Annotated in this window: 21 protein-coding genes; 12 read left to right on the top strand and 9 right to left on the bottom strand. The window is 71.5% G+C overall.

The window, feature by feature from the left end:
• Positions 1 to 91 precede the first annotated feature (91 nt).
• Together AB0D34_RS36675 and AB0D34_RS36670 are read right to left on the bottom strand one after the other, a co-directional pair.
• Entirely contained in the window at positions 92 to 547 is a 456-nt protein-coding gene (locus tag AB0D34_RS36675) for an HD domain-containing protein (RefSeq protein WP_362669772.1), read from the bottom strand.
• Positions 548 to 630: 83 nt separating this feature from the next.
• Positions 631 to 1,812, bottom strand: coding sequence for a PP2C family protein-serine/threonine phosphatase (locus AB0D34_RS36670; RefSeq protein ID WP_362669769.1), 1,182 nt, complete (start codon positions 1,810 to 1,812; stop codon positions 631 to 633).
• Between the two features lie 168 nt (positions 1,813 to 1,980).
• On the opposite strand from AB0D34_RS36670, the gene AB0D34_RS36665 reads away from it, so the two are divergent.
• Positions 1,981 to 3,210, top strand: a complete 1,230-nt coding sequence (locus tag AB0D34_RS36665; protein ID WP_362669766.1) for a GNAT family N-acetyltransferase — start codon at positions 1,981 to 1,983, stop codon at positions 3,208 to 3,210.
• 18 nt (positions 3,211 to 3,228) lie between these two features.
• Here the strand turns inward: AB0D34_RS36665 and AB0D34_RS36660 are convergent, their stop codons facing one another.
• The gene (locus AB0D34_RS36660; protein WP_362669763.1) at positions 3,229 to 4,044 is read right to left on the bottom strand and encodes a DNA-formamidopyrimidine glycosylase family protein; all 816 of its coding nucleotides are present in this window, start codon (positions 4,042 to 4,044) and stop codon (positions 3,229 to 3,231) included.
• Positions 4,045 to 4,297: 253 nt separating this feature from the next.
• Positions 4,298 to 4,783: a ribose-5-phosphate isomerase gene (locus tag AB0D34_RS36655; RefSeq protein ID WP_362669760.1), complete on the bottom strand. Its 486-nt coding sequence runs from the start codon at positions 4,781 to 4,783 to the stop codon at positions 4,298 to 4,300.
• A gap of 121 nt (positions 4,784 to 4,904) precedes the next feature.
• On the opposite strand from AB0D34_RS36655, the gene AB0D34_RS36650 reads away from it, so the two are divergent.
• Positions 4,905 to 6,317, top strand: coding sequence for an amino acid permease (locus AB0D34_RS36650; RefSeq protein ID WP_362669757.1), 1,413 nt, complete (start codon positions 4,905 to 4,907; stop codon positions 6,315 to 6,317).
• Positions 6,318 to 6,332: 15 nt separating this feature from the next.
• Here AB0D34_RS36650 and AB0D34_RS36645 read toward each other — a convergent pair whose 3' ends face one another.
• Complete coding sequence (locus AB0D34_RS36645; RefSeq protein ID WP_362669755.1) at positions 6,333 to 10,280, bottom strand: protein kinase; 3,948 nt, start codon at positions 10,278 to 10,280, stop codon at positions 6,333 to 6,335.
• 203 nt (positions 10,281 to 10,483) lie between these two features.
• On the opposite strand from AB0D34_RS36645, the gene AB0D34_RS36640 reads away from it, so the two are divergent.
• Both AB0D34_RS36640 and AB0D34_RS36635 read left to right on the top strand, forming a co-directional pair.
• Positions 10,484 to 11,209: a hypothetical protein gene (locus tag AB0D34_RS36640; RefSeq protein WP_362669752.1), complete on the top strand. Its 726-nt coding sequence runs from the start codon at positions 10,484 to 10,486 to the stop codon at positions 11,207 to 11,209.
• A gap of 70 nt (positions 11,210 to 11,279) precedes the next feature.
• A complete protein-coding gene (locus AB0D34_RS36635) occupies positions 11,280 to 12,563 on the top strand; it encodes an FAD-dependent oxidoreductase (protein ID WP_362669749.1) in 1,284 nt (427 codons plus the stop codon).
• A gap of 187 nt (positions 12,564 to 12,750) precedes the next feature.
• Here the strand turns inward: AB0D34_RS36635 and AB0D34_RS36630 are convergent, their stop codons facing one another.
• Complete coding sequence (locus AB0D34_RS36630; RefSeq protein ID WP_362669746.1) at positions 12,751 to 13,326, bottom strand: biotin transporter BioY; 576 nt, start codon at positions 13,324 to 13,326, stop codon at positions 12,751 to 12,753.
• A 270-nt stretch (positions 13,327 to 13,596) separates the two neighbouring features.
• Between AB0D34_RS36630 and AB0D34_RS36625 the strand changes: the two genes are divergently transcribed.
• The 8 genes from AB0D34_RS36625 (at position 13,597) to AB0D34_RS36590 (ending at position 21,640) form a co-directional block, all read left to right on the top strand.
• Positions 13,597 to 13,683 (top strand): putative leader peptide, encoded by an 87-nt coding sequence (locus AB0D34_RS36625; protein WP_353963568.1) that lies wholly within the window; start codon positions 13,597 to 13,599, stop codon positions 13,681 to 13,683.
• A gap of 64 nt (positions 13,684 to 13,747) precedes the next feature.
• The gene (locus tag AB0D34_RS36620; protein ID WP_362669744.1) at positions 13,748 to 14,923 is read left to right on the top strand and encodes an ROK family protein; all 1,176 of its coding nucleotides are present in this window, start codon (positions 13,748 to 13,750) and stop codon (positions 14,921 to 14,923) included.
• 203 nt (positions 14,924 to 15,126) lie between these two features.
• On the top strand, positions 15,127 to 16,194 hold the full coding sequence (locus tag AB0D34_RS36615) for an ABC transporter substrate-binding protein (protein ID WP_362669742.1): 1,068 nt from the start codon (positions 15,127 to 15,129) through the stop codon (positions 16,192 to 16,194).
• Positions 16,191 to 17,039, top strand: coding sequence for an ABC transporter permease (locus AB0D34_RS36610; protein WP_362669740.1), 849 nt, complete (start codon positions 16,191 to 16,193; stop codon positions 17,037 to 17,039). Before AB0D34_RS36615 ends, AB0D34_RS36610 begins: the two co-directional genes overlap by 4 nt.
• Positions 17,015 to 17,749 (top strand): ABC transporter ATP-binding protein, encoded by a 735-nt coding sequence (locus AB0D34_RS36605; protein ID WP_362669737.1) that lies wholly within the window; start codon positions 17,015 to 17,017, stop codon positions 17,747 to 17,749. Before AB0D34_RS36610 ends, AB0D34_RS36605 begins: the two co-directional genes overlap by 25 nt.
• Positions 17,746 to 19,083 (top strand): LLM class flavin-dependent oxidoreductase, encoded by a 1,338-nt coding sequence (locus tag AB0D34_RS36600; RefSeq protein WP_362669735.1) that lies wholly within the window; start codon positions 17,746 to 17,748, stop codon positions 19,081 to 19,083. The genes AB0D34_RS36605 and AB0D34_RS36600 overlap by 4 nt, the downstream gene beginning before the upstream one ends.
• A gap of 195 nt (positions 19,084 to 19,278) precedes the next feature.
• Positions 19,279 to 20,175, top strand: coding sequence for a TauD/TfdA family dioxygenase (locus AB0D34_RS36595; RefSeq protein ID WP_362669733.1), 897 nt, complete (start codon positions 19,279 to 19,281; stop codon positions 20,173 to 20,175).
• A gap of 112 nt (positions 20,176 to 20,287) precedes the next feature.
• Complete coding sequence (locus AB0D34_RS36590) at positions 20,288 to 21,640, top strand: amino acid permease (protein WP_362669731.1); 1,353 nt, start codon at positions 20,288 to 20,290, stop codon at positions 21,638 to 21,640.
• A 119-nt stretch (positions 21,641 to 21,759) separates the two neighbouring features.
• Here AB0D34_RS36590 and AB0D34_RS36585 read toward each other — a convergent pair whose 3' ends face one another.
• Genes AB0D34_RS36585 through AB0D34_RS36575 form a run of 3 tightly spaced genes read right to left on the bottom strand, consistent with a single transcriptional unit; the run spans position 21,760 to position 24,683 of the window.
• Positions 21,760 to 22,536 (bottom strand): SAM-dependent methyltransferase, encoded by a 777-nt coding sequence (locus AB0D34_RS36585; RefSeq protein ID WP_362669728.1) that lies wholly within the window; start codon positions 22,534 to 22,536, stop codon positions 21,760 to 21,762.
• Between the two features lie 12 nt (positions 22,537 to 22,548).
• Positions 22,549 to 23,172, bottom strand: a complete 624-nt coding sequence (locus AB0D34_RS36580; RefSeq protein WP_362669726.1) for a histidine phosphatase family protein — start codon at positions 23,170 to 23,172, stop codon at positions 22,549 to 22,551.
• Entirely contained in the window at positions 23,169 to 24,683 is a 1,515-nt protein-coding gene (locus AB0D34_RS36575) for an FGGY-family carbohydrate kinase (protein WP_362669792.1), read from the bottom strand. Before AB0D34_RS36575 ends, AB0D34_RS36580 begins: the two co-directional genes overlap by 4 nt.
• Positions 24,684 to 24,752 lie beyond the last annotated feature (69 nt).

Raw genomic sequence — 24,752 nt, 5'->3', positions numbered from 1 at the left:
GGGAGTCGACGCGGAGCGTCGGCGAGTGACGACAACGCGGCAGATGCGCGTGCCAGGCCCCGCGCCGCCGGCATGATCCGCCGGACAGGCCCTAGGCGTCCCCCCGAAGGCCGAGAAGCGCGCGCATCCCCGCGTACTTCTCGGTCAGTCGCTTCCGCGTCGCCTCGTCGAGGACCGCGAGACGCACCGGGTCCGCGTTGTGCGCCAGGTCGGCCTGTTTCACCAGCAGCGCCCCCGGGGTCGCCAGGATGCGTCCGGCGTACGCCTCGGGCGGCTCGCCGGCCCGCTTGGTGACGGCCAGCACGATGTCCTTCGTACGGCGGCTCAGCGCGGCCTCGTCGAGCCACTGCGCGGAGAGCGCGTCGTCCTCGACGGAGTCGTGCAGCCAGGCCGCCGCGATCTGCTCGTCGTCGCCGCCACGCGCGCGTACGCCCTCGGCGACGGCCCGCAGGTGTTCGGCGTAGGGCCGTCCGGCCTTGTCGGTCTGGCCCTCGTGCGCGGCGCGGGCGAGGGCCTCGACCTCGGCCAGGGTCAACTCAGGGGTCATTCCTCCAGTGTGTCGCGACGCGGCACAAGGCGGTGAGCTGGGCCGGGCATGGCTCCCGGGCAGCCCCCCGCCGGAACGGACGGCTAGCGCGGCATCGCCTGGGCCGTCGGACCCTCTCGGCAGATCAGCAGCAGCGCCCGGTCGTCGTTGACGTCCTTCGCCACCGCCTCGATCAGATGCCAGGCCGCCCCGTGGAAGCCCCCGGCGACATAACGGTCGGCTTCCCCCGTGAGGCGGTCGATGCCTTCCACTATGTCCCGGTCGGACGTCTCCACCAGCCCGTCGGTGAAGAGCATCAGCACGTCACCGGGGCGCAGCGAACCCTTCACGGGGTCGAACTGGGCGCCGTCGTACACCCCGAGGAGGGGGCCCTCCGCGGCCTTCTCCTCCCAGCGCCCGCTGCCCGCGCTGAGCTGGAGACCCGGCGGATGTCCGGCCGAGTAGAGCTCGTAGTCGCCGGAGTCCAGGTCCAGGACCAGGTGGATGGAGGTGGCGAAGCCCTCGTCCCAGTCCTGGCGGAGCAGATAGCCGTTCGCGGCGGGCAGGAAGGCGTGCGGGGGCAGGGAGCCCAGCAGACCGCCGAAGGCCCCGGACAGCAGCAGCGCACGCGACCCGGCGTCCATGCCCTTCCCGGACACGTCCGTGAGCACGACCTCCATCGTCCGGCCGCCGTTCGTACGGGCCGCGACCACGAAGTCGCCGGAGAAGGACTGCCCGCCCGCGGGCCGCAGCGCCATCTCCCGGTGCCAGCCCTGCGGCAGCTGCGGCAGCTTGCTCTGCACCCGGATGCGTTCGCGCAGGTCGAACAGCATGGTGCCACCGCGCCGCCAGGGCACCCCGACCCGGCTGCGGAACTGGGCGATCAGCAGACCGAAGAACCCGCAGGCGGCCACGACCAGGACCACACCCGGGGTGACCCGGGAGGGCCCCTCGGTGTACGGCCCCAGCTGCACCGACTCCACGATCAGCGCGGTCGCCGCCGCCGCGTACAGGCCGAGCAGGCTCGCCGGGCGCAGCAGCAGGCCACCGGCCACGATCGGCAGGACCAGGGCGGCCGGTGAGCACCACACGGAGTTCATCAAAGTAATGGCCGCGATCACCGGGACGGTCATGAGCAGACCGGCCAGCGCGACCCAGTCCGAGCCGTCGCCGCGGAAGTAGTCCACGGCGCTTCTGCGCAGGCCGACGCGGACCCGGTGCCACTCCATCTTCAACCGGGCCGTGAACGTCTCGGCTTCCGCGCGCCGCTCTCGTCCTGCTGCCATTAGTTCGGGACCTTATCCGTCGAACCCCCTGCTTGGCACAGGAGGTACGACTTGTCCCCCGTGCGAGGTTCAACTTCACAGTCCCGCAAGGGGCGTGAAACGTCCGGCCGACGACGGTCCGGTCGAAATTCCCTCGCTCGTCCCGCGATGCCCTGGTAGGCATGGTTCATGGGGACCGACTTGCGGGTGCTTCGGAAGGACGACTGGGACGAGTGGTACGACAACCTGATCCGCGCCTTCGGCGGGGTTCCGGAGTCGGCCGAGGAACGTGAGCTGTTTCGCGAGCTCACCGTGGAGGACCGGTCCATCGGCGTCTGGGACGGCGACCGGTGCGTGGGTACGGCGGGCGCGTTCGCCTTCCGTATGACCGTGCCGGGCGGTGCCTCCGTGCCCACCGCCGGTGTGACCATGGTCAGTGTCGCGGGCACGCACCGGCGGCGCGGGGTGCTCACCTCGATGATGCGACGCCAGCTGGACGACGTGCGCTCCTGGGGCGAGCCGCTGGCCGTCCTCACGGCCTCCGAGCCGGTGATCTACGGCCGGTTCGGGTACGGCGTCGGCACATACCATCTCAATGCGGACATCGATACGACGCGCGTACGACTGTCCCCGCCGCCCGGCACGGACGACGTACGGCTGCGGTACGCGGCGCCCGCCGACGTGCTCGACGAGTGCGAGGCGTTGTACGCCCGGCTCGTGCCGCGACGGCCCGGGATGATCGCCCGGAACCCCGGCTGGCAGCGGCTGTGGCTGCTCGACACCGAGAGCGACCGGGACGGTGCCTCACCGCTGCAGTGCGTGGTCGCGGAGCGGGACGGGGAGATCGTGGGGTACGCGCGCTACCGGGTCAAGGCGGACTGGGAGGCGGCCGGGCCCAAGGGCACGGTGGTGGTCTCCGACCTGGAGGCACTGGATCCGGCCGTGCAGGGCGCGCTCTGGCGGTTCCTGTTCGACCTCGACCTCACCTCGCTGGTCGCCGTCCGGCGACGGCCCGTGGACGAGCCCTGGCAGTACCTCGTCTCCGACGTCCGGCGCTGCTCGCTGCTGGTGCGGGATGCGCTCCATGTGCGCCTGGTGGACGTCGGGGCGGCGCTGGAGGCGCGGACGTATCAGACACCGGTGGACGTGGTGCTGGAGGTGGAGGACGCCTTCTGCCCCTGGAACACGGGGCGTTGGCGGCTCAGCGGGGACGCCAAGGGGGCGTTGTGCAGCCGTACGACGGACTCGGCCGATCTCGCCCTGTCCGTACGGGAGTTGGGCGCGGCCTATCTCGGTGGCGTGAGCCTGGTCTCACTCGCGGGGGCGGGGCTGGTGCGGGAGGTGCGGCAGGGGGCGTTGGCGGAGGCCTCGGTGGGGTTCGGGTCGACCGTGGTGCCCTGGCTGCCGCACGGATTCTAGGACCCTGTTCCCCTGTTCTCAGGGTTTCTGGCAGGTCGGGCACCAGAAGAGGTTGCGGGCGGCGAGATCGGCGGTGCGGATCTCGCCGCCACAGATGTGACAGGGCAGGTTGGCCCGGCGGTAGACGTACACCTCGCCGCCGTGGTCGTCGACGCGGGGCGGGCGGCCCATCGCCTCCGGGGTGTGTTCGGGGCGGACGGTGTCGATGCGGTTGTTCCGGACTCCCTCGCGCATCAGCTCGACGAGGTCGGTCCAGATCGCGTCCCACTCGGCGGGGGTGATGTCCCGGCCCGCGCGGTACGGGTCGATGCGGTGCCGGAAGAGGACTTCCGCCCGGTAGACGTTGCCCACGCCGGCGATGACCTTCTGGTCCATCAACAGGGCCGCGATCGTCGTACGGCTGCGGGAGATCCGTCGGTACGCGGCTCGCGGGTCGGCGTCGGTGCCGTCGCGAAGGGGGTCCGGGCCGAGGCGGTCGTGTATCGACTGCTTCTCGGCGGGGGTGATCAGGGCGCAGGTCGTGGGGCCGCGGAGGTCGACGTACGCCCTGGTGTTCGCGAGGCGGAGGCGGACGGTGTCGGTGGGTGGGGGTGCGGGGGCGGCGCCGAAGGTGACCTTGCCGAAGAGGCCCAGGTGGATGTGGATCCACTCGGTGTCGCGGAAGCCGAGGAAGAGGTGTTTGCCGTGGGCCTCGGTGTCGGTGACTTCCGATCGGTCGAGGAGGGCGGCGGCGTCGGAGAACTTGCCCTGCGGGCTGGTGACGCGGGGTTTCGTGCCGTGGAACGCGGCGCCGTAGTCCTGGGCCAGGCGGTGGATGGTGTGGCCCTCGGGCACGGTGGCTCCTTGTTCGTTCTGCGGGTGGGGGTGCGGGCGGTTCTCCTCGCCCCCGCCGCCCCTACCCGTCCCATCCTCCAGGGGCTGCCGCCCCTTCGACCCCGCCCTGGGGGCTCCGCCCCCAGACCCCAGCTCCTCAAACGCCGGAGGGGCTGAGTCACCCAGGGGCGCGGGGCCGTGACATGTGCGGCTCCGCCGCGCGGGCGCGACCAGCCCCCACGCACCCGCACCCGGCCCTCGGCCCCCTGCCGGACTACTGCTGGGGGTGGTGTGCCGGGATGTCCGGCAGGTCGCCCGTCGTCTCGTACGCCGACAGCATGTCGATCCGGCGCTGGTGGCGCTCGTCGCCGGAGAACGGGGTCGCGAGGAAGGTCTCGACGAACTTCGTCGCCTCCTCCTGCGTGTGCATGCGCGCGCCCACCGCCACCACGTTGGCGTTGTTGTGCTGGCGGCCCAGCGACGCGGTCTCCTCGCTCCAGGCGAGGGACGCCCGGACACCCTTGACCTTGTTCGCCGCGATCTGCTCGCCGTTGCCGGAGCCGCCGATCACGACGCCGAGGGAGTCGGCGTCGGCGGCGGTGCGCTCGGCGGCGCGGAGGCAGAACGGCGGGTAGTCGTCCTGGGCGTCGTAGATGTGGGGTCCGCAGTCGACCGGGTCGTGACCGGCCGCCTTGAGCCAGTCGACGAGGTGGTTCTTGAGTTCGAAGCCTGCATGGTCGGAGCCGAGATACACGCGCATGGGATGAGTGTGACACGGCTGTTTCGGGGCAGCAGCCTCGGGTGTCGGCCTCCGAATCACTGGACCGGCCTTCCCCCACGCTCCCCCGCTCCCCCACACCCGGCACGAAGGAACTCCCCGTATGACTGGTCTCCAGGCCGGACTCAAGAACCGTCACCTCTCTATGATCGCCATCGGCGGTGTCATCGGCGCGGGGCTCTTCGTGGGCTCCAGCACCGGTATCGCCACCGCCGGACCCGGCATCCTGCTGTCGTACGCCCTCGTCGGCGCGATGGTCGTCCTCGTGATGCGGATGCTGGGTGAGATGTCCGCCGCGAATCCGAGTTCGGGTTCGTTCTCCGCGCATGCCGACCGGGCACTCGGGCGCTGGGCCGGGTTCTCCATCGGCTGGCTCTACTGGTTCTTCTGGGTGGTCGTGCTCGCCGTCGAGGCGACCGCCGGTGCCAAGATCCTCGAAGGGTGGATACCCGCCGTACCGCAATGGGGGTGGGCGCTGATCGTGATGGTGGTGCTGACCGCCACCAACCTCGTCTCGGTGGGGTCCTACGGCGAGTTCGAGTTCTGGTTCGCCGGGATCAAGGTCGTGGCGATCGGTGCCTTCATCGTGATCGGCGCGCTGGCCGTCTTCGGTGTGCTGCCGGGCGTCGACTCCGACAAGGCCGGGCTCTCCAACCTCACCGACCACGGCGGCTTCCTGCCCAACGGGGCCGGGACCATCCTCACCGGCGTACTCCTCGTCGTGTTCTCCTTCATGGGCAGCGAGATCGTCACCCTCGCCGCCGGGGAGACCGCGAACCCCCGCAAGGCCGTCACCAAGGCGACCAACAGCGTCATCTGGCGGATCGCGGTGTTCTACCTCGGCTCGATCTTCGTCGTCGTGACCCTGCTGCCGTGGGACGACAAGTCCATCGCCGACAAGGGTTCCTACGTCGCCGCCCTCGACTCCCTCGGGATCGCGCACGCCGGTCAGATCATGAACTTCATCGTGCTGACCTCGGTGCTGTCCTGTCTCAACTCCGGCCTCTACACGGCCTCCCGGATGGCCTTCTCGCTCGGTGAGCGGGGAGACGCGCCGAAGTCGTTCGCGCGGGTCAACGGGCGGGGTGTGCCGATGGCGGCGATCCTCGCGTCGGTGGTGTTCGGCTTCGTCGCCGTGTTCTTCAACTACCTCTCGCCCGACAAGATCTTCCTCTTCCTCGTCAACTCCTCCGGTGCGGTGGCCCTGTTCGTGTGGCTGGTCATCTGCCTCTCGCAGCTGCGGATGCGGAAGATCATCCAGGCCGAGGCGCCGGAGAAGCTGGTCGTGAAGATGTGGCTGTACCCGTATCTGACCTGGGCGACGGCCGCGTTGATCGTGTTCGTCCTCGGGTACATGCTGACCGACACCGAGCACGACGGGCGGGAGACAGTGCTGTTGTCGCTGCTCGTCGCGGCGGTGGTGCTTGTGATCGCCGTGGTGAAGGAGAAGGTCGGGAGGGGGAGTTCGGGTGCCGACCCGGCCGGTGAGGTGACGGACAAGGTGTCCGTCGGCTGACGGGTTCAACCGCACTCACAGGACGGTGAAGCTGTCTCTCACCTTCTCGTAGGTGTCGAGGGCCCCGGTCTCGATGTCCGGCTGGTACCAGGTGTTGATCTGGTACGACTTGTCGCCGGCGTTGAAGCCGAGCAGCCGGGCGTGCCAGGGGACGCCGTCGAGGGTGAAGGTGTACTCCCAGACGACCGCGGGGTGATCGCGGAACGTCGTCTCCTCCAGGCGGATCTTGCGGTAGTCCTGGCCCTTGTGGGCGTTCTGCTCGGACGTCTCCCACGTCTCCATCAAGTCGCCCTGTGCCAGCGAGGACTTGGCCGCGAGCTCCTGCTTTCCGTCGGGTGAGGTGTAGTGGACCTCCGCGCCCGTCTTCACGTCCCGTCGCCAGCCGGTGGGGGTCGCCCACGCGAACCCACCGGCTTCCTCATGCGCGCCGGGTGGGAGGGAGCGGGGGCGGGAGGTGCCCTCGACGGTGGAGGAGGGGGTGCCGCTCGGGGTGCCGCCGGAGGAGGCGGGCGGTGAGGCGGAGACGGAGGAGGACGGGGAGCCGCCCGCCTTGTCGTCCCCGCCCGGCGAGCCGGCGGTACTCGCGAGGACGACCGCGACTGCGACTCCCGCCACGACCACGCCTGCGGCGGCGAGCAGAGCGGCCCGGCGGCGACCGCGTCGGGGGGTGGCCGGGCGGGCGGGGCCGGGGAGTTCGCCCGGGGGCATACGGAGGGGGTGGGGGCCGAGGATCAGGGCGGGGTCGGGGGCGGGGGCCGAGTCGGGGGTTGGGGCCGAGTCGGGGGTGGAAGCGGTGTCCGGGATCGGGCTGCCGGCCGGAGTTGGGCCTGAGTCGGGGGTCGGGCTGCCGGGCGGGGTGAGGTTCGGGGCGGAAGTGGGGGCGGTACGGGGGGCGGTAGTAGGGGTGAGAGAGGGGCCGTCGGAACGGGCGGCCGAGGAGGGGCGGGTGGCCGGGGCGGGGCCGGCGGTGCCGAGGGCCGGACCGCCGGGGGCAGGGGCCGGACCGCCGGTGCCGGAGGCCGCACTGCCGGGGGCAGGAGCCAGACCGCCGGTACCGGAGGCCGCACCGCCGAGGGCAGGAGCCAGACCACCGGTACCGGAGGCCGCACCGCCAGGGGCAGGAACCGGACCGCCGGCACCGGAGGCCGCACCGCCAGGGGCAGGAGCCAGACCGCCGGTACCGGAGGCCGCACCGCCAGGGGCAGGAGCCAGACCGCCGGCACCGGAGGCCGCACCGCCAGGGGCAGGAGCCAGACCACCGGTACCGGAGGCCGCACCGCCGGTGCCGGGGGCAGGGGTGCCGATACCTGGTCCGTCTGTGGCGGGTGCGGGGGTGCTGGGACCTGGTGTGTCCGTGGCCGGGGTGGGGGTGCTGACACCCGGTCCCCCGGGGCCCGACCCAGGACCACGGGGGCCCACACCCGGGCCGCCGGCGACCAGGGCAGAGCCGCTGATGCTGGCACCCGGGCCGTCGGCGGCCGGGCCGGAGCCAGGGGCGCCAACACCCTGGCCGTCGGCGGCAGGACCCGAACCAGCGGCGTCCACACCCGGGCCGTTGGCGGCCGGGCCGGAGTCGCTGTTGGTGTCTCCTGTGCCCGGTGTGTGGCCGGGCTCGGGGTCCGGGGTGGGGTGTTGGGCGGGGACGGCCTGGTTGCCGCGGATCAGGGAGACACCGGGGCGGGAACGGCGTGGGCCGACCAGTGTGGGGGCGGAGGCGGCGCGTGTGGGGGCGTCCCGCGTCGGCGCGTCCGGCATGGGGAAGTGCTCCGTGGGGGCGCCCGCCGAGAGGGAGTCCTGCGTGGGAGCGCTCGCCAGGGGCGTGCTGATCGTGGTGGCGCCGGCCCGGAGCACGGCTCCCGCCGAGTTCCCGGACGGCGTCTCCGACCGCACCTCCGAACGTTCCTCCGAGGCGGCCTCGGTGGAGGCGCTGGCGGCGGGCGGGGTCGAGGGCGTCAGGGGGTCGGGGGGTTCGGCTACGGCGTCGGCGGTCACGGCGGCCACCTCGGGCGGGGTGCCGGTGCGGGGCCTCTCCAACTGTGTGTCCGAGGCATCGACAGCGACCGGGTCCGCGGAGACGTACCCGTCCGGCACCGCGTCCGAGGGCTCCGCGCCCCCGTCGTCCTGCCCCAGGTCCGGTGCGGACTCCGGCACCCGTGGATCCCGCACCGCCCGCACGACCCGTGTCTCCAGATAGGCCGGCGTGGGCAACTCCCGCGGAGCCCACGGCGACGTTTCCTCGGCGGCCGGCCGGTCGTCCGACGAGACACCGGGCGGGCCCGACGGACGGTCCGATACGTCCCGAGCCCGCACGTCCGGTGAGGCACCCGGCCGCGCCGACGCCTGAGCACGGTCCGACGAGTCCGGTGAGACTTCCGGCCGGACCGGCCGGTCAGCGGGCGAACCCGATGAACCCGGCGAACCACCCAGCACGTCCGGCGGGGTTGTCGGCGAGCCCGGCCGGGCGTCCGACCCGTCCGGCGAACCACTGGGCAGAACCCACGGGCCACCCGACGCATCCGACGGAACGCCCGCATCCAGCGAAGCCCACCCGTCCGGCGAACCACTGGGCAGAACCCACGGGCCACCCGACGCATCCGACGGAACGCCCGCATCCAATGAAGCCCCCGCGTCCGGCGAGGCCCCCGCGTCCGGCGAGGCCCCCGCGTCCGGCGAACCGCCCTGTGGCACCGACGTGGCTGGTGTTCCTGAAGCACCCGGCGTTCCTGAAACCCCCGCAGTCCCAGGCCTCCCGGGACTCCCAGAAGCTCCCAGCCCCCGCGGATCCCTCGGCTCCGTTGCGATGCCCGGGCCTTCCGGGCCCCCCGGGCCCCCCGACGGCACCGACGTCCCAGCCGGTCCCGGCACGCCCTCCGACGCCCGCGCGCCGTCAGTCCGCCCCGGCCTCCCCTTCTCCCCCGCGCCCGATGCCCACGCACCGTCGGTCCACCCCGCCGCCGGTTCCTCAGCCGCCCCCGCACGCGCCGCACCCACCGCCCGCGCGGAAGCCCTCCCCGGCTCTCCCTCCGGAGGCACCGGCTCGGCCTCTCCCCCGGCCACCCGCTCGTCGCCGGCCTCGCCCGTCTCCTCGGCGCCGCCGCCCGGCCCCCGGCGCTCGCGCGGCGGCTCCGTCGGCCCCACCCGCAGGGTCGGCGTAGGGGCCGGGAACGCCACCGGTTGCAGGGCCGATTCCACCTCGTCCAGGCCCGGTCGTATCGACGGGTCCTTCTCCAGCAGTGCCGAGAGGATGTCGGTCAACGGGCCTGCGGCGGCAGGGAGTTCCGGCTCCTCGTAGAGGACCGCGTGGAGGGTGGCCAGGGTCGTGTCGCGGGAGAACGGGGAGCGGCCGCCCAGGGCCGCGCACAGGGTCGCGCCGAGGGACCAGACGTCCGAGGGCGGGCCCTGGGGGCGGCCCGAGACCCGCTCGGGGGCCATGTAGTCGGGGGAGCCGACGAGCATGCCGACCATGGTGAGCGCTTTGGCGTCCTGCATCGCGGCGATGCCGAAGTCCGTCAGGACGATCCGGCGGCCGGTCCGCTCGCCGGACTCCACCAGGACGTTCCCGGGTTTGATGTCCCGGTGCAGCACGCCGCGCGCGTGCACCTGGCGGAGCGCCTCCACCAGGCCGAGGCCGAGGAGTGCGGCCGCGCGCGGGCCCAGCGGGCCGTCCTCCACCATCACGCGTTCCAGGGAGCGGCCCTTGACCAACTCCATGACGATCCACAGGCGTTCACCCTCGTCCACCACGTCGTAGACCCGTACGACGTTCGGGTGGTCGATCCGGGCGGTTGCCCTGGCCTCGCGCAGGGTGCGTTCACGGCGGGTGCGGGTGTCCTCCGCGTCGAGGCCGTCGATCCGCATCTCCTTGACCGCGACCTGCCGGTCGAGTACTTCGTCGGCGGCCCGCCACACCCGCCCCATTCCCCCCTGGCCGATGCTCTCGACCAGGCGATAACGTCCCGTCACCAGGAGCCCTGGAACTCCACCACTCCTGGTGTTTCCCGCATTCCCCGTGTTCCCCACGTTCCCCGGCAATCCGCTGCACCCCCTCAACGAAGCCCCGACTGCCACACAATGGTCACACTTCGAGCCGTACCAGCATAGTGCGGAGAAATCTTGTGGTACCTCTTCAAGTACTGCGAATTCAGGCGCAGCCAAGGGGGACGAACATGAGTTCTCGTCGTATGACGACCATTGCCGGATCGCTGGTCGCGGCATCTTTCTCGACGGTGATGATCCTTCCCTTCACCGCGAGCGCGGACGAGGGGCCCGCAAGCAGCAAGGGGGGAAAGGCCGTTGACCAGGCACCGGCCGGCGTGGAGCTGACGACGACACTGCCCGAGACGATCTCCGTCGACAACAGCTCGCAGAAGACGGACCTCACGGCCACCGTGAAGAACGACGGGAGCAAGGACAGCGGAAAGATCAGGCTTTTGGTCGTCGGTTTCGACGGCATGACGGTCAAAAACGTTCAAGGCTGCTCTCCGATTGAAGAAAAGGATCTGCCGGAGGGCTCGAACAGCGGTTTTGCCTGCCCCATCGACAATCTCGCGGCCGGTAAGTCGAAGTCGTACGCGGTCGACGCCACGTTCGATCTCGGCAAGACCGGAAAGATCTGTCTGCCGGTGCAGACCAGCGACGGAAAGAAGACGTTCTGGCAGCAGGGACCGGTTCCGTTCGGTACGACGAATCCGTCGCCGAACGCCCCGGCGACCCCGCTGCTGCTCGGCACCGACAACAAGCCGGTGGCGCCCGGCGGCGACACGGCGGGCGAGCTGCCCAAGACCGGTGGCGTACGTGACCTGCTGCCGCTGGGGGCGGCGGGGGCGTCGCTGATGGCGGCGGGCGTGGCCGGGCTGTGGTGGTCGCAGCGGCGGCCGCAGCGCAGCGGCTGATCCACAGCGGGAGACCGGCGGAGGCATAACCTGACGGAAGCTGTCAGGTTATGCCTTCATCATGCCCGGCATGAACACCTCGACCGACGACGAAGTCACCAGTTTCCAGACCGGGTTCGCCCTCCGTCCCGACCTCGTGTTCCCGGTCCGCTCCCCGGACGACGTGGTCGCCGCCGTGCGCCGTGCGGCCGACGCGGGGCTGCCGGTCACCGTGCTGGCCACCGGGCACGGGCTGCCCGGCGCGGTGGAGGGCGGCGCGCTCATCAGCACCCGGCACATGGACCGGATCGGCGTCGACCCCGGGGCCCGTACGGCGCGCGTCCAGGCGGGTGTCCGCTGGGGGCAGGTGGTCGAGGCCGCCGCTCCGTACGGACTCGCGCCCCTCAACGGCTCCGCACCGGGAGTGGGTGCCGTGGCGTACACCCTCGGCGGCGGACTCGGCATCCTGGCAAGGGAGTTCGGCTACGCGGCCGACCACGTCCGCTCACTGGACGTCGTCACCGGGGACGGCCGACTGCGGCACGTCACCGAGGAGTCCGAGCTGTACTGGGGACTTCTCGGCGGCGGCCACCGTCTCGGTGTCGTCACCGAGTTGGAGATCGGACTCGTCCCCGTGCGGACGCTCTACGGCGGTTCGCTCGCCTTCGACGGCCGTGAGGTCGATCCGGCGGCCCTGCTACGGGCGTACGAGCAGTGGACCAGGACCGTGCCGTCCACCCTCACCTCGTCCTTCGCCGCCGTACCGTATCCGGACCTGCCGGCGCTGCCGCCGCAGTTGCGCGGGCGGTATGTCGTCTCGGTCCGGGTCGCGTACACCGGCGCCGACGGGGGCGAACTCGTCGCACCGTTGCGGGAGTTCGGCCCGGTGCTCGCGGACTCCCTGCGCGAGATGCCGTACGCCGAGAGCCACACCATCCACAGCGATCCGGACTTCCCGCACAGCTACCACGGGGACAGCGCGGTGCTGAGCGAGCTGGACCTGGAGCGGGCCGGTGAGCTGCTCCAACGGACCGGGCCAGGGGCGGGCGCCATGGTCGTCGTACAGATCAACCATCTGGGCGGGGCGTTGGCGCGACCGGCGCCGAACTCGGTGCCGTATCGCGAAGGGCGGTTCCTGGTAAGGCTGTTGACCATGGGAGAGCGGGAGAAGGCACGGGAGCTGCTGGACCCGGCCTTCGCACTGCTCGCGCCCGTCACCCTCGGCCGTACCGTCAACTTCGCCTTCGGGGCCGGGGACCGGGCCGAGGGCCTGTACGACGCCGAGACGCGCAAGAGGCTCGCCGGGTTGGAGTCGACGTACGACCCGGCGAGCCTCTTCCGAAGGAGCCAGGAGCTCTCCAGCCGATCGTGTTGACATCACGGCAGCCGGCACGACCGTGGAGCGGCTGGTCCGGGAGCGGGTGCCAGACCCGGTTCGCCGTACGGTCGATCGCGGGATCCGGCACGCCCGGCCCCGAGGAGCCCCATCGCGTTGCACCCCCCATCGCGACTCGGCCGGTCGACCCGGTTCCCTGAAGCCGGCCTGGTCCGCCGGACAGGCCCTAGCGCTTGACGAGCTTCCAGGCCGTCGGCAGGAGACCCATCGCCAGGGCCGCCTTGAGGGCGTCGCCGAGGAGGAACGGGGTGAGGCCGGCCGCGATCGCGGCGGACAGCGACATGTCGGCGGCGTAGGCGAGGTACGGGACGCCGATCGCGTAGATGATCGCCTCGCCGACCAGCATGGCACCGGCCGTCCGCCACACGTTGCGGTCGGCGCCGCGGCGGGCCAGGGCGCCCACGGCGGCGGAGGCCAGGATCATGCCGAGGATGTAGCCGAAGGAGACCGAGAACCCGGAGGTGCCCTGGGCGAACCACGGGAGGCCGGCGAGGCCCGCCAGCGCGTACAGGGCGAGGGAGGCGACACCGCGGCGCGCGCCGAGGGTCGTGCCGACGAGCAGCGCGGCGAAGGTCTGGCCGGTCACCGGCACCGGGGAGCCCGGCACGGGCACGGAGAGCTGCGCGGCGAGGCCGGTGAGGGCGGCGCCGCCCACCACGAGCGCGAGGTCCCGGACGCGGGAGGCGGGGATCAGGTCGGCGAGGACCTGGCCGGTGCGGACGGGGGCGACGGCGGTGGTCATGGGGACTCCGTGAAGGTGTGGACGGCGGGGGACATCGTGACGCTATCCCGGCGCGCTCCGGCCGCTCACCGTCAACGGTCGACAAAGCCTCGAACAGGGGCTTGGTGGGCTCCGGACAAAGAGTGTGGGTTACACCCGGCTCGGCGTGACCCCTGTCACTGAGGTGAGGTGGCCCGGCATACAGGGCGCCCGATGGGCCCGCTGTGGAGAATCACCAACGAACCCTAGCGGTCTGGTCGGATTCACGGTTTCTGACCTACCCTTCCAGACATGGTCGCCCAGTCCCGGTACTTCTCCTCGCGTCGCCACGTCGATCTGCGACGCGTGGGCACGGCTGTCTGTCGCCGTCCGGTGTGAGGCGGGTTCCGGCGCGCCTCATCCTCCGAGACGTGTCGGCCCCCGTACCCGAGGACGGTCCTCCATGCCCCGTACCGCGGCACCCCCTCTCACCCCCACTCCCACCTCCCGGCGCCGGACGAGCGCGAGCGTCGTCCTGCGGTCCGTGCTGGAGCACGGACCGGTGGCGCGCAGCACCATCGCCCGGCTGACCGGACTGTCCCCGGCGTCGGTGACGGACTACTGCACCCGGTTCACCGAGCTCGGCCTGATCCGTGAGTCGGCCGTGCCCCGGCGGTCGAACGGCGTCGGACGCCCGCACGTCCCCGTCGACCTGGACGACTCACGGTTCGTGGTCGGTGGCGTGCATGTGGCGGTGCCGTACACCACGGTGGCGCTGCTCGATCTGCGCGGCCGGGTGCTGGCCCGGCGCGAGCTGAAGCACCAACACACCGAGCCGGGCCCGGTGTTGGAGCGGGCCGCCGAAGGTCTGGCCGAGCTGCTCGCCGGTTCTCCCGGCTGCCGGCCGCTCGGAGTCGGCGTCGCCGTCGGCGGCTGGGTGGACCGGGATTCCGGGACCGTCGTCGAGCACCCCCTGCTGGGCTGGCGGGAGGTGCCGGTGCGGGACATGCTCGGCTCCCGCACCGGCCTGCCGGTCCATGTGGACGGGCACGCGCGGGCGTTGGTGAACGCGGAGCGGCTGTTCGGGCGGGCCCGCGGCAGCCGGAGCGTGCTGCATCTGTTCGTCGGCAACGTGGTGGACGCGGCCTTCGCCACCCACGACGAGGTGCACCACGGGCCGCGTTCCCAGGCGGGCGCGATCGCCCATCTGCCGGTGCCGGGCGGCACCGAGCCCTGCGACTGCGGCCGCACCGGCTGCCTCCAGGTCGAGTTGAGCGAGCGGACGTTGTGCCGTCGGGCCCGGCGGGCGGGGGTCGCGGAGGGCGTGAACCCGATGCACGTGGTCGCGGCGGCGGCAACGGGCGATCCGGAGGCGGTACGGCTGCTGGTGGAGCGGGCCGGTGCCGTCGGACGGGCGGCGCGGCTGCTGCTGGACGTGCTGAACCCGGAGACGGTCGTGGTGACCGAGGTCGGCGTCCTGCACCGGGAGGACTGCCTCGCCGCGTTGCGCGAGGGGGTCGGCGACGAGCGGGCGGTCTCGGTGGTGCCGACGAGTTTTCCCGACTCCGTGCTCGCCGTGGCGGGTGGTTCGGTGGCGCTCGACGTCCTCTACCGGGATCCGCTGACCCTGTCTCCCTGACCCTGTCACCTGAGCGGAATTAATTCAGAAACTCCGAATGTTGACAGGGCCTCCGCATGACCAGGAACATCTTTTCCATGAGCCCGCACCTGTACTGTCGCGCCCTTTGTTGCTGACACGTTGCCCCGCGTGACGCGCTCATTTCTCCTGCGTGAATTAATTTCCGCGTGACTTTCTCCTGCACCGATTCAGGGAGTCCTCCCATGCCTGTTTCCCGCACGTCCGGCTTCGACCGGCGGCTGTTCCTCTCCTCGGTCCTCGGTGCCGCGGCCGGTGTCGCCGGCCTCAGCGGCTGCGCCGACAGCAGCGCCGCCGCCCACACCAAGGACGCCCTGTCCGCCCCGCTCGCCGCCAAGGTCCCGGCGGGTACGAGCCTGAAGATCTCCTCGTATTCCGGCACCCAGCAACTCCAGCTGAAACTCGGCAGACTGGGCGAGTTGCCGTTCAAGGTGTCCACGTGGGCCAATATCAGCGCCGGGCCCGATGTCATCAACGCCTTCCGGTCCGGCTCCCTGGATGTCGCCAACAACGCGGGAATCCCGCCGATCCAGGCACACTTCCAGGGTTACGACGCGAAAATCGTCGCGATCAACATCACCCGCAAACCGAACTACCTCTTCGCCACCAAGCCCGGCAGCGACATCCGTTCGGTCGGGGATTTCACGGGGAAGAAGCTCGCGTTCTCACAGGGGCAGGCGCAGGGAGTCGTGCTGCTGCGGGCGCTGAAGAAGGCCGGGCTCTCCTACGACGAGGTGAAGCTCGTCCCGCTGACCAGCAACCAGTTCTTCACGGCCCTGCAGTCCGGCCAGGTGGACGTGGCGCCGCTCGCCAACAGCCAGGCGCCCGCCTACCTCCAGCAGTACGAGGCCAAGGGCGCGCACGCCATCACCACCGACGTGGTCGACCTGCTCAACCTGCTGTGGGCGCCGACCTCCGTGCTGGGCGACCCCGCGAAGGCCACCGCGGTCGCCGCGTACATCCCGTACTGGGCCAAGGGCCAGGTGTGGACGTACGAGAACCCCGACATCTGGAACGAGGAGTTCTACGTGAAGACCCAGAACCTGACCCCGGCCCAGGCGAAGTCGGTCACCGCGCTCGCCAACAAGCCCCTGTTCCCGCCGAGTTGGGACGAGGCGATCAAGTGGGAGCAGGAGACCGCGGATCTGCTGGCGGAGGGCGGCTTCCTGAAGAAGTTCGACGTGGGCGGGCTCTTCGACCACCGCTTCGAGGGCATCGCAGCGAAGTCGGTGGCCGCGGAGTACCGGAGGTGAGCGCCGTGACCACCGCCGGGACCGCCGTCGCGGTCGCCCCGGCCGAGGACACGCACCAGGTCCGCAGGCGCCGCCGGCTCTCCCCCGGCAGGCGGCTGCCCGCCGCCCGGCTCACCGGACCGGTCCTCCTCCTCGCGCTGTGGGCCGCCGCCTCCGCCGCAGGGCGGCTCGACCCGGCCGCGATCCCGCCGCCGTGGACGGTGGTGCGGACCGGCGTCCATCTGTGGACCGACGGGACCCTGCCCACCGACGTCCTGACCTCGCTCCAGCGAGCCGCCTCCGGGTTCGCGATCGGCCTGGTCGTCGGCGTCCTGCTGGCCCTGGTGTCCGGTCTCAGCCGGACCGGCGAGGCTCTCATCGACGGGACGGTCAACCTCAACCGGGCGATCCCGACCCTCGGTCTGATCCCGCTGTTCATCCTCTGGCTGGGCATCGGCGAGACCTTCAAGATCGCGATCATCGCGATCGTCGTCTACATCCCGATCTATCTGAACACCCATGCCGCGCTGTCCGGCATCGACCACCGCTTCGTCGAACTCGCCGAGGTCCAGGGGCTGTCGAGGTTCGCCTTCGTACGGCAGATCGTGATCCCCGGCGCACTGCCCGGATTCTTCGTGGGACTCCGGCTCGGCGTCACCGGCTCCTGGCTGGGCCTGGTCGTCCTGGAGCAGATCAACGCCACCAGCGGACTCGGCTACATGATGTTCCAGGCCCAGAACTACGGCCAGAGCGACGTGATCCTCGTCGGTCTCGTCGTCTACGGCGTCTTCGGCCTGGTCTCCGACAGCGCGGTCCGTCTCATCGAACGGAGGGTGCTGTCATGGCGGCGCACGCTGAGCAGCTGACCCGGCCCGCAGTACAACTCCGGGGACTCACCCGGTCGTTCGACGGGCGTAGCGTCCTCGACGACATCGACCTCGACATCCCGGCCGGACAGTTCGTCGCCCTGCTCGGGCACAGCGGCTCCGGCAAGAGCACGCTGCTGCGTGCGGTGGCGGGGCTGGACCACGAGGTGGTGGGAAGCGGGCGGCTCACCGCCCCCGAGCGGGTGTCGGTGGTCTTCCAGGACTCCCGGCTGCTGCCCTGGCGGCGGGTGCTGGACAACGTCCTGCTCGGCACGAACGGCACGGACGGCGAGGAGCGGGGCCGCGAGGCGCTCACAGAGGTGGGCCTGAAGGGCCGCGAACGGGCCTGGCCCAACGAGCTCTCCGGCGGCGAGGCCCAGCGTGCAGCCCTCGCCCGCTCCCTGGTCCGGGAGCCCGAACTCCTGCTGGCCGACGAGCCGTTCGGGGCGCTCGACGCGCTCACGCGGATCAGGATGCACGCCCTGCTGCGCGAGCTGTGGAAACGCCACCGGCCGTCCGTCCTTCTCGTCACCCACGACGTCGACGAGGCGATCGTGCTCGCCGACCGGGTGCTCGTACTCGAACAGGGCCGCATCGGCCTCGACCTGACCATCGACCGCCCGCACCCGCGCTCGTACCGGGATCCCCTGCTGGGCGAGTACCGCGAACGACTGCTGGCCGCACTCGGCGTCACGGAGGACCACGCATGACCGCAAGACAGCTCCATCTCAACGCGTTCCTGATGAACACCGGCCACCACGAGGCCTCCTGGCGGCTCCCGGAGAGCGACCCGTTCGCGCACGTCGAGCTCGACCACTTCGTGCATCTCGCCCGGATCGCCGAGCGCGGCACCTTCGACTCGCTCTTCCTGGCCGACGGACCGCAGTTGTGGAGCAACCTCGCGCAGCGGCCCGCCGGTGCCCTGGAGCCGCTCACCCTGCTGACCGCGCTGGCGACGGCCACCGAGCACATCGGGCTGATCGCGACCGCCTCCACCTCCTACAACTCCCCCTACAACCTGGCCCGCAAGTTCGCCTCGCTGGACATCATCAGCGGCGGCCGGGCGGGCTGGAACATCGTCACCACGGCGGGCAAGGAGGCGGCCCGGAACTTCGGTCTGGAGCACGAGCCCGCGCACGCGGACCGCTACGCCCGGGCCGCCGAGTTCCTGGACGTGGCCCTCAAGCTCTGGGACAGCTGGGAGGACGACGCGATCCTCGGCGACAAGGCGGCCGGCGTCTGGGGCGACGACTCGAAGATCCACCCGCCCCGGCACCAGGGGGCGTACTTCAGTGTCGAGGGCGCGCTCAACGTGCCCCGCTCACCCCAGGGTTACCCCCTGCTCGTGCAGGCGGGCTCCAGCGAGGACGGGAGGGAGTTCGCGTCCCGGTACGCGGAGGCGGTGTTCACCGCTCAGCAGACCATCGAGGACGCCCGGGCCTTCTACGCCGACCTCAAGTCCCGTACCGTCGCGGCCGGCCGGGACCCCGACCACATCAAGGTGCTTCCCGGCATCGTCCCGGTCATCGGCGCCACGGAGGCCGAGGCGCTGGCGAAGGAGCAGGAGCTGGAGGACCACATCGTGCACCGGCACGGCGTGGCCAACCTGGAACGGCTGCTGCAACTGCCTGAGGGGACCCTGGAGTTGGACCGGCAGCTCCCCTCCGACCTGCCGCCCGAGTCCGCCGTCGAGGGTGCCAAGAGCCGCTACACACTCGTCGTGGAGCTGGCCCGGCGCGACCGCCTCACCGTGCGGCAGCTGATCGGGCGGCTCGGCGGCGGGCGCGGCCACCTCACCTTCGCCGGGACCCCCGAACAGGTCGCCGACGCGATCGAGACGTGGTTCACCCAGGGTGCCGCCGACGGCTTCAACATCATGCCCGCGGTGCTCCCGTCAGGCCTGGACGCCTTCGTCGACCACGTCGTCCCGATCCTGCGCACCCGCGGCCTGCTCCGCGCGGAATACGGCCCCCGGCAGACCCTGCGGGAGCGCTACGGCCTCCCCCGCCCCGTGAACCAGTACGTCCAGCCCGTCCCCGCCTGAGCGCTCCGCTGGCTGTGTCGATATGCGGCCCCGCCGCGGGGCGGTGCTGGGTCGTCGATCGGCTGCGGCGCCGTCGTGGCTGGTCGCGCCCGCGCGGCGGAGCCGCATACATCACGGCCCCGCGCCCCTTCAGGGCGCTGCCGAAACCGTAGTGGACTTCGCCCAACCCGATGAGAGCCTGGAAAGGACCCCACCATGTCCGGTATCGAGATCCGCAAGGTCACCGCCCACATCGGCGCCCACGTGTCCGGCGTCGACATCGCGAAGCCCCTCGACGAGGAGACCGCCACCGCGCTGCGTGACGCGCTCAACGTCCACAAGGCGCTGGTCTTCAGCGACGTGAACCTCGACGACGCGGGCCAGCAGGCCTTCGCCCGGCACTTCGGCGAGCTCACCACCGCCCACCCGACCGTGCCCGCGGTCGACGGCGCCCCGAACGTCCTGCCCGTCGACAGCGAGGGCGGCCGGGCCGCCAACAACTGGCACACCGACGTCACCTTCGTCCTCAACCCGCCGCAGGCCAGCACCCTGCGCAGCCTGACGATCCCGCCGTACGGCGGCGAGACGCTGATCTCCAACTCGGCGGCCGCGTACCGCAATCTGCCCGAGCCGCTGCGCCGGCTGGCCGACGGACTGTGGGCCGAGCACACCAACGACTACGACTACGCCGTACCGGAGGAGACGCTGGACGAGGAACAGGCCGCCCGGCGCGCCCAGTTCACCTCGATCAAGTTCCGCACGGCCCATCCGGTGGTGCGGGTGCACCCGCTGACCGGTGAACGCGGGCTGTTCATCGGCGGATTCGCGCAGCGGATCGTGGGCCTGTCGGTGGGCGAGTCCCGCAAGGTGCTCGACCTGCTCCAGGCGTATGTGACCCGGCCGGAGAACCTGCTGCGGCACCGCTGGTCGGAGAACCAGCTCGTGCTCTTCGACAACCGCATCACCCAGCATTACGCCGTCGACAACTACGACGGTCTGCCGCGCCGGCTGCACCGGGTGACCGTCGCGGGTGACGTCCCGGTGGGCATCGAGGGCAAGGAGAGCTACTCGATCCAGGGCGACGCCTCGCACTACACAGCCGTAGCGGCCTAGTCACAGCGGGTTCCGCGGACGTCCGCATGCTGGGCGGCCTCCCCTCTGACCTGGGGAGACCGCCCAGACTGTGGGCGTTTTTGCCGTCTCACGCACTGGACGAACCGCGCCCATGCCCAGCACCACCGTCAAGGCTCCACAAGAGTCCGACGCCTCCCTGTCCCACGGTCTCAAGCAGCGCCATCTGTCGATGATCGCCCTCGGCGGGGTGATCGGCGCGGGACTGTTCGTCGGTTCCGGCGCGGGGATCGCCGCCGCCGGACCGTCGATCGTCCTCGCCTACACGCTCTCCGGCCTCCTCGTGATGCTGGTGATGCGGATGCTCGGCGAGATGTCGGCCGCGTACCCCTCCTCCGGCTCCTTCTCCGCGCACGCCGAACGGGCGATCGGCCCCTGGGCGGGCTTCACCGCCGGCTGGTCGTTCTGGGTCCTGCTGTGCACGGCCGTGGGCCTGGAGGGCATCGGTGCCGCGAAGATCGTGACCGGCTGGCTCCCGGGAACCCCCGAATGGGCCTGGGTGGGCCTGTTCATGCTGGTCTTCTGCGTCACCAACCTGGCCGCGGTGAAGAACTTCGGTGAGTTCGAGTTCTGGTTCGCGGCCCTGAAGGTCGCCGCGATCGGCCTGTTCCTGGTCCTCGGGGTGCTGGCGATCGCCGGGGTCCTGCCCGGCACCGGCTCCCCCGGCACCTCGAACCTCACCGGCCGCGGGGGCTTCTTCCCGGGCGGCGGCGAGGGCCTGGTCGTCGGCCTGCTCGCCTCCGTCTTCGCGTACGGCGGCCTGGAGACGGTGACCATCGCGGCCGCCGAGTCCGAGGACCCGGTGCGGGGAGTCGCGAGCGCGGTCCGTACGGCGATGTGGCGGATCGCGCTGTTCTACGTCGGCTCGATGGCGGTCATCGTCACCCTCGTCCCCTGGGACTCGAAGGCGGTCGTGGAGAAGGGCCCCTACGTCGCCGCCCTCGACGAACTCGGCATCCCCGGTGCCGGCCAACTCATGAACGCGGTCGTGCTGGTCGCCCTGCTCTCCGCGATGAACGCCAACATCTACGGCTCCTCGCGCATCGCCTACTCCCTCGTCCGGCGCGGTCTGGGTCCGAAGGGGCTCGGCCGGGTGTCCGCAGGCGTCCCGCGGATCGCCGTCCTGGTCTCCTGTGTCTTCGGTTTCGGCTGCGTGGTGCTGAGCTACTGGCGGCCCGACGACGTCTTCTCCTGGCTCCTCAACATGATCGGCGCGGTCGTCCTGGTCGTCTGGATCATCGTCGCCGTCTCCCACCTGCGTCTGCGTCGGTCCCGGACCGTGCCCTTCCTGACCTGGGTCGCCGTGGCGGGCATGGCGGCGGTCCTCGTGCTGATGGCCCGGGAACCGGGCACGCGGGTGCAGTTGTACGCGACGGGCGGGATGACGGCGGTGCTGGCGGTCGCCGGATACGCGCGACAGAAGGCTCTTCCTGTTGCTACCGTGTAGTTGCAAGCTACTTGCAATAAGATACCTCGCCTCGTGATCGTCTTCTCACCTTTCACGGGCCGGGCGGAATGCCGGAAGCCCCCGCGAGGACGTGACTCGCGGGGGCTTCCGGTGTGCGGTCAGGGCTTTCGCCCGACGCCCCCGTGCTGGCCGATCGGGGCCGGTGCCGAGTCGCCGTCCGGGCGCCACAGCGGGACCGGGACCACGCCCGGCTCCACCAGCTCCAAGCCCTCGAAGAACGCCTCGATCATGTCGACCGGACGCAGGAAGTAGGGGACCGCGCCGGTCTCGTTGTAGGCGTCCTGGGCCTGCTCGTAGTCCGGGTCGGTGCCGCGGGAGCCGTCGTTGACGCACAGGTAGCTGCCGGAGGGCAGACCGGCCATCAGACGGCGGACCAGGTCACGGGCCAGGTCGTAGTCGGTGACGTGGCCGAGGATGCCGCTGAGGATCAGGGCGGTGGGGCGGGTGAGGTCGAGGGTCCGGGAGGCCGCGTGGAGGATCTTCTCCGGCTCGTAGAGGGTCAGATCCTCGTACGCCGTCACACCCTCCGCGGTGGAGGTGAGCAGGGCGCGGGCGTGGGCGAGGACCAGCGGGTCGTTGTCGACGTAGACGATCTTCGATTCGGGGGCGCTGCGCTGGGCGACCTCGTGGGTGTTGTCGACCGTGGGCAGTCCGGTGCCGACGTCCAGGAACTGGCGGACGCCCGCCTCCTCGACCAGGTACCGGATGCTGCGGCCGAGAAAGGCTCGGCTGCTGCGGGCGATGGTGACGATGCCTGGGAAGACGGCGGTGTAGGCGTCGCCGGCCTCCTCGTCGACGGGGTAGTTGTCCTTGCCGCCGAGCCAGTAGTTCCAGATCCGGGCCGAATGCGGCACCGAGGTGTCGATCTCCGTCATGGGCCCATCGTGCTACGACCGGTCCGGCTCGCACGGCACATTGAGGGAGAGAAGTGCGGCGGATCCCTCCTTGTCGAGGCGGAGTTCGGTGATCGCCGCGTTGCGCAACCGCGGGAACACCCTGCGGTACTCCCTGGCCGGGATCTGCAGCAGCGAGCACAGGACCAGCCGCAGCAGGGTGTTGTGGGCGACGACCAGGACCCGCTCGCCGGGGTGGGCGGCGGCGATGCGGCGCAGCGCCGCCGTGCCGCGGGCGGCGGCTTCCAGGGGGTCCTCCGCGCCGGGGAAGGGATATCCCACCGGGTCCGCCCGGAACGCCTCTGCCGCGTCCGGGACTTCCGCCGCGAACTCCGCGAGGGTACGGCCCTCCACGACCCCGAAGTCGCACTCCCTGAGGCCGAGTTCGCGGTGCGGGGTGACTCCCAGGGCACGGCAGGCGGGGTCCGCGGTGGCGATCGCCCGCGACAGGGGGGACGTCCAGACCGCGTCGGGGCGGTGCACGGCGGCCCACCGCCCGAGCGCCTGTGCCTGTTCGCGGCCCTCGTCGGTGAGGCCGATGTCGCTCACGCCGGCGTAGCGGTTCTCGGCGTGCCAGATGGTTTGGCCGTGCCGGGCCAGCAGGAGGGATGTGCTCATGGTCTGGTCCCGTCGTCGAGTGCGGCTCCGTCGTGGCTGGTCGCGCAGTTCCCCGCGCCCCTGGGTAGGTCCTCGCACACGTTGGTTTCCTGGTTCAGTCGGCTGTGCGCGTGTACCGCCACCGGCGCCAGGAGCCAACCTCGCTCGGTGAGTTCGTCGACGAGGCGGGCGTACGGCTCGGCGAAGAGGGTGGTGCGCTCCAGGTTCGGATCGAGCGTCGTGCGGATGCGGACCATGCGCTCGGCGATGTCTGGCAGGGGCTCGCCGGTGACGCCGTGCGCCGCCAACGCGGCCATGCCCAGTGCCGGTTCGGTCTGTTCCGGCACACGGACCGGGCGGCCGAGGACATCGGCGCGCAGTTGGTTCCAGTACGCGCTGCGGGCGGCCCCGCCGGTGAGAGTGAGCGGGCCGTCGAGAGGGGCGCCGAGGTGGTCGAGGTAGTCAAGGCAGAGCCGCTCGGCGAGGGCGACGCCCTGGAGGATCCCGGCCCAGCGGTCGGCGTCGTCGGCGGGGGTGCCGAGCAGGAAGGCGGTGGCGTCGGGGGCGAGGAAGGGGAACCGTTCCCCCGGTGACACCAGCGGGTAGGCGATCGCGCCGGACGGCTCGAACGCGGCCGCCCGTTCGTCCATGACCCCGGGGTCCACGTCCGCCGGCAGCGCGCCCGCGCCCACGCTCGACGCCCCGCCGGGCAGCCAGGTCCCGCCCGGCGCGCGGTGGTTGTAGACCACGCCGGTGGGGTCCAGGACCGGGGCGGGGGCGGCGCCCTTGAGGACGAGGGTGGTGCCGAGCACCGAGTTCCAGGAGCCGTGCCGCAGGGCGCCCGCCGCGATCTGGGCCGCGCAGCCGTCGGTCATCCCGGCGATGACGGCGGTACCGGCGGGGATGCCGGTGGCCTCGGCGGCGGCCGGGCAGACCTCGCCGAGCCGGGTGCCGGGCAGGACCACCTCGGGGAGATCGAGGGCGAGATCCGGCCAGGCATCGCGCTGAAGGTCGTACCCCGTCTTGAGCGCGTGACTGGAGTCGGTGGGCACCGGCCCGCCGACCAGACGCGCGGTGACGACATCGGGCTGGTGGGTGACCCGGCCCTCGCCATGAACGCCGACGAGCCACAACGCCTTCGGCAGCGCCCACGTGTCCTGGACCGCGAGGCCCGCCTCCCGCAGCCGTACCGCCTCGGCCGCCGCGCGTCCGTCGTCGTACATCAGGGCGGGGCTCGCCGGGCGCCCCTCCCCGTCGGTCAGCAGGACCGTGCCGGAGGTCCCGCACACCGCGAGGCCGCCGATGCGTACACCCGTCAGAGTGGTGAGCGCGGAACGGGACGCCGTGCACACCGCCTGCCACCACTCCTCCGGATCCTGCTCGTGCCGCACGCCCTCGCGCCGGCCGCCGAGCGGGGCGGAACCCCGGCCCAGCACGGTTCCGTCGGCCGTGACCGCCAGCGCGCGCACGCTCTGCGTGCCGAGGTCGATCCCCAGCCACGCCGTCTCGTTCTCGTCCGTCATCTCTGCCATCTCCGCCATACAGCCACCTCCCACCCGCACGGGGTCTATGCGTACCCCGGACACGCGGCTCAACATCGT

It is taken from the genome of Streptomyces sp. NPDC048420, from assembly GCF_040651535.1.
In the GTDB taxonomy this organism is placed as follows: domain Bacteria; phylum Actinomycetota; class Actinomycetes; order Streptomycetales; family Streptomycetaceae; genus Streptomyces.
The sequence above is the reverse complement of the archived record's forward strand: the minus strand, read 5'-3'. Positions and strand labels throughout refer to the sequence as shown.

Coding starts and splice junctions, on each gene's coding strand:
- AB0D34_RS36675 (WP_362669772.1), bottom strand. CDS start 547: ATGACCCCTGAGTTGACCCTGGCCGAGGTCGAGGCCCTCGCCCGCGCC.
- AB0D34_RS36670 (WP_362669769.1), bottom strand. CDS start 1,812: ATGGCAGCAGGACGAGAGCGGCGCGCGGAAGCCGAGACGTTCACGGCC.
- AB0D34_RS36665 (WP_362669766.1), top strand. CDS start 1,981: ATGGGGACCGACTTGCGGGTGCTTCGGAAGGACGACTGGGACGAGTGG.
- AB0D34_RS36655 (WP_362669760.1), bottom strand. CDS start 4,783: ATGCGCGTGTATCTCGGCTCCGACCATGCAGGCTTCGAACTCAAGAAC.
- AB0D34_RS36650 (WP_362669757.1), top strand. CDS start 4,905: ATGACTGGTCTCCAGGCCGGACTCAAGAACCGTCACCTCTCTATGATC.
- AB0D34_RS36640 (WP_362669752.1), top strand. CDS start 10,484: ATGAGTTCTCGTCGTATGACGACCATTGCCGGATCGCTGGTCGCGGCA.
- AB0D34_RS36635 (WP_362669749.1), top strand. CDS start 11,280: ATGAACACCTCGACCGACGACGAAGTCACCAGTTTCCAGACCGGGTTC.
- AB0D34_RS36630 (WP_362669746.1), bottom strand. CDS start 13,326: ATGACCACCGCCGTCGCCCCCGTCCGCACCGGCCAGGTCCTCGCCGAC.
- AB0D34_RS36625 (WP_353963568.1), top strand. CDS start 13,597: ATGGTCGCCCAGTCCCGGTACTTCTCCTCGCGTCGCCACGTCGATCTG.
- AB0D34_RS36620 (WP_362669744.1), top strand. CDS start 13,748: ATGCCCCGTACCGCGGCACCCCCTCTCACCCCCACTCCCACCTCCCGG.
- AB0D34_RS36615 (WP_362669742.1), top strand. CDS start 15,127: ATGCCTGTTTCCCGCACGTCCGGCTTCGACCGGCGGCTGTTCCTCTCC.
- AB0D34_RS36605 (WP_362669737.1), top strand. CDS start 17,015: ATGGCGGCGCACGCTGAGCAGCTGACCCGGCCCGCAGTACAACTCCGG.
- AB0D34_RS36600 (WP_362669735.1), top strand. CDS start 17,746: ATGACCGCAAGACAGCTCCATCTCAACGCGTTCCTGATGAACACCGGC.
- AB0D34_RS36595 (WP_362669733.1), top strand. CDS start 19,279: ATGTCCGGTATCGAGATCCGCAAGGTCACCGCCCACATCGGCGCCCAC.
- AB0D34_RS36590 (WP_362669731.1), top strand. CDS start 20,288: ATGCCCAGCACCACCGTCAAGGCTCCACAAGAGTCCGACGCCTCCCTG.
- AB0D34_RS36585 (WP_362669728.1), bottom strand. CDS start 22,536: ATGACGGAGATCGACACCTCGGTGCCGCATTCGGCCCGGATCTGGAAC.
- AB0D34_RS36580 (WP_362669726.1), bottom strand. CDS start 23,172: ATGAGCACATCCCTCCTGCTGGCCCGGCACGGCCAAACCATCTGGCAC.
- AB0D34_RS36575 (WP_362669792.1), bottom strand. CDS start 24,683: ATGGCAGAGATGACGGACGAGAACGAGACGGCGTGGCTGGGGATCGAC.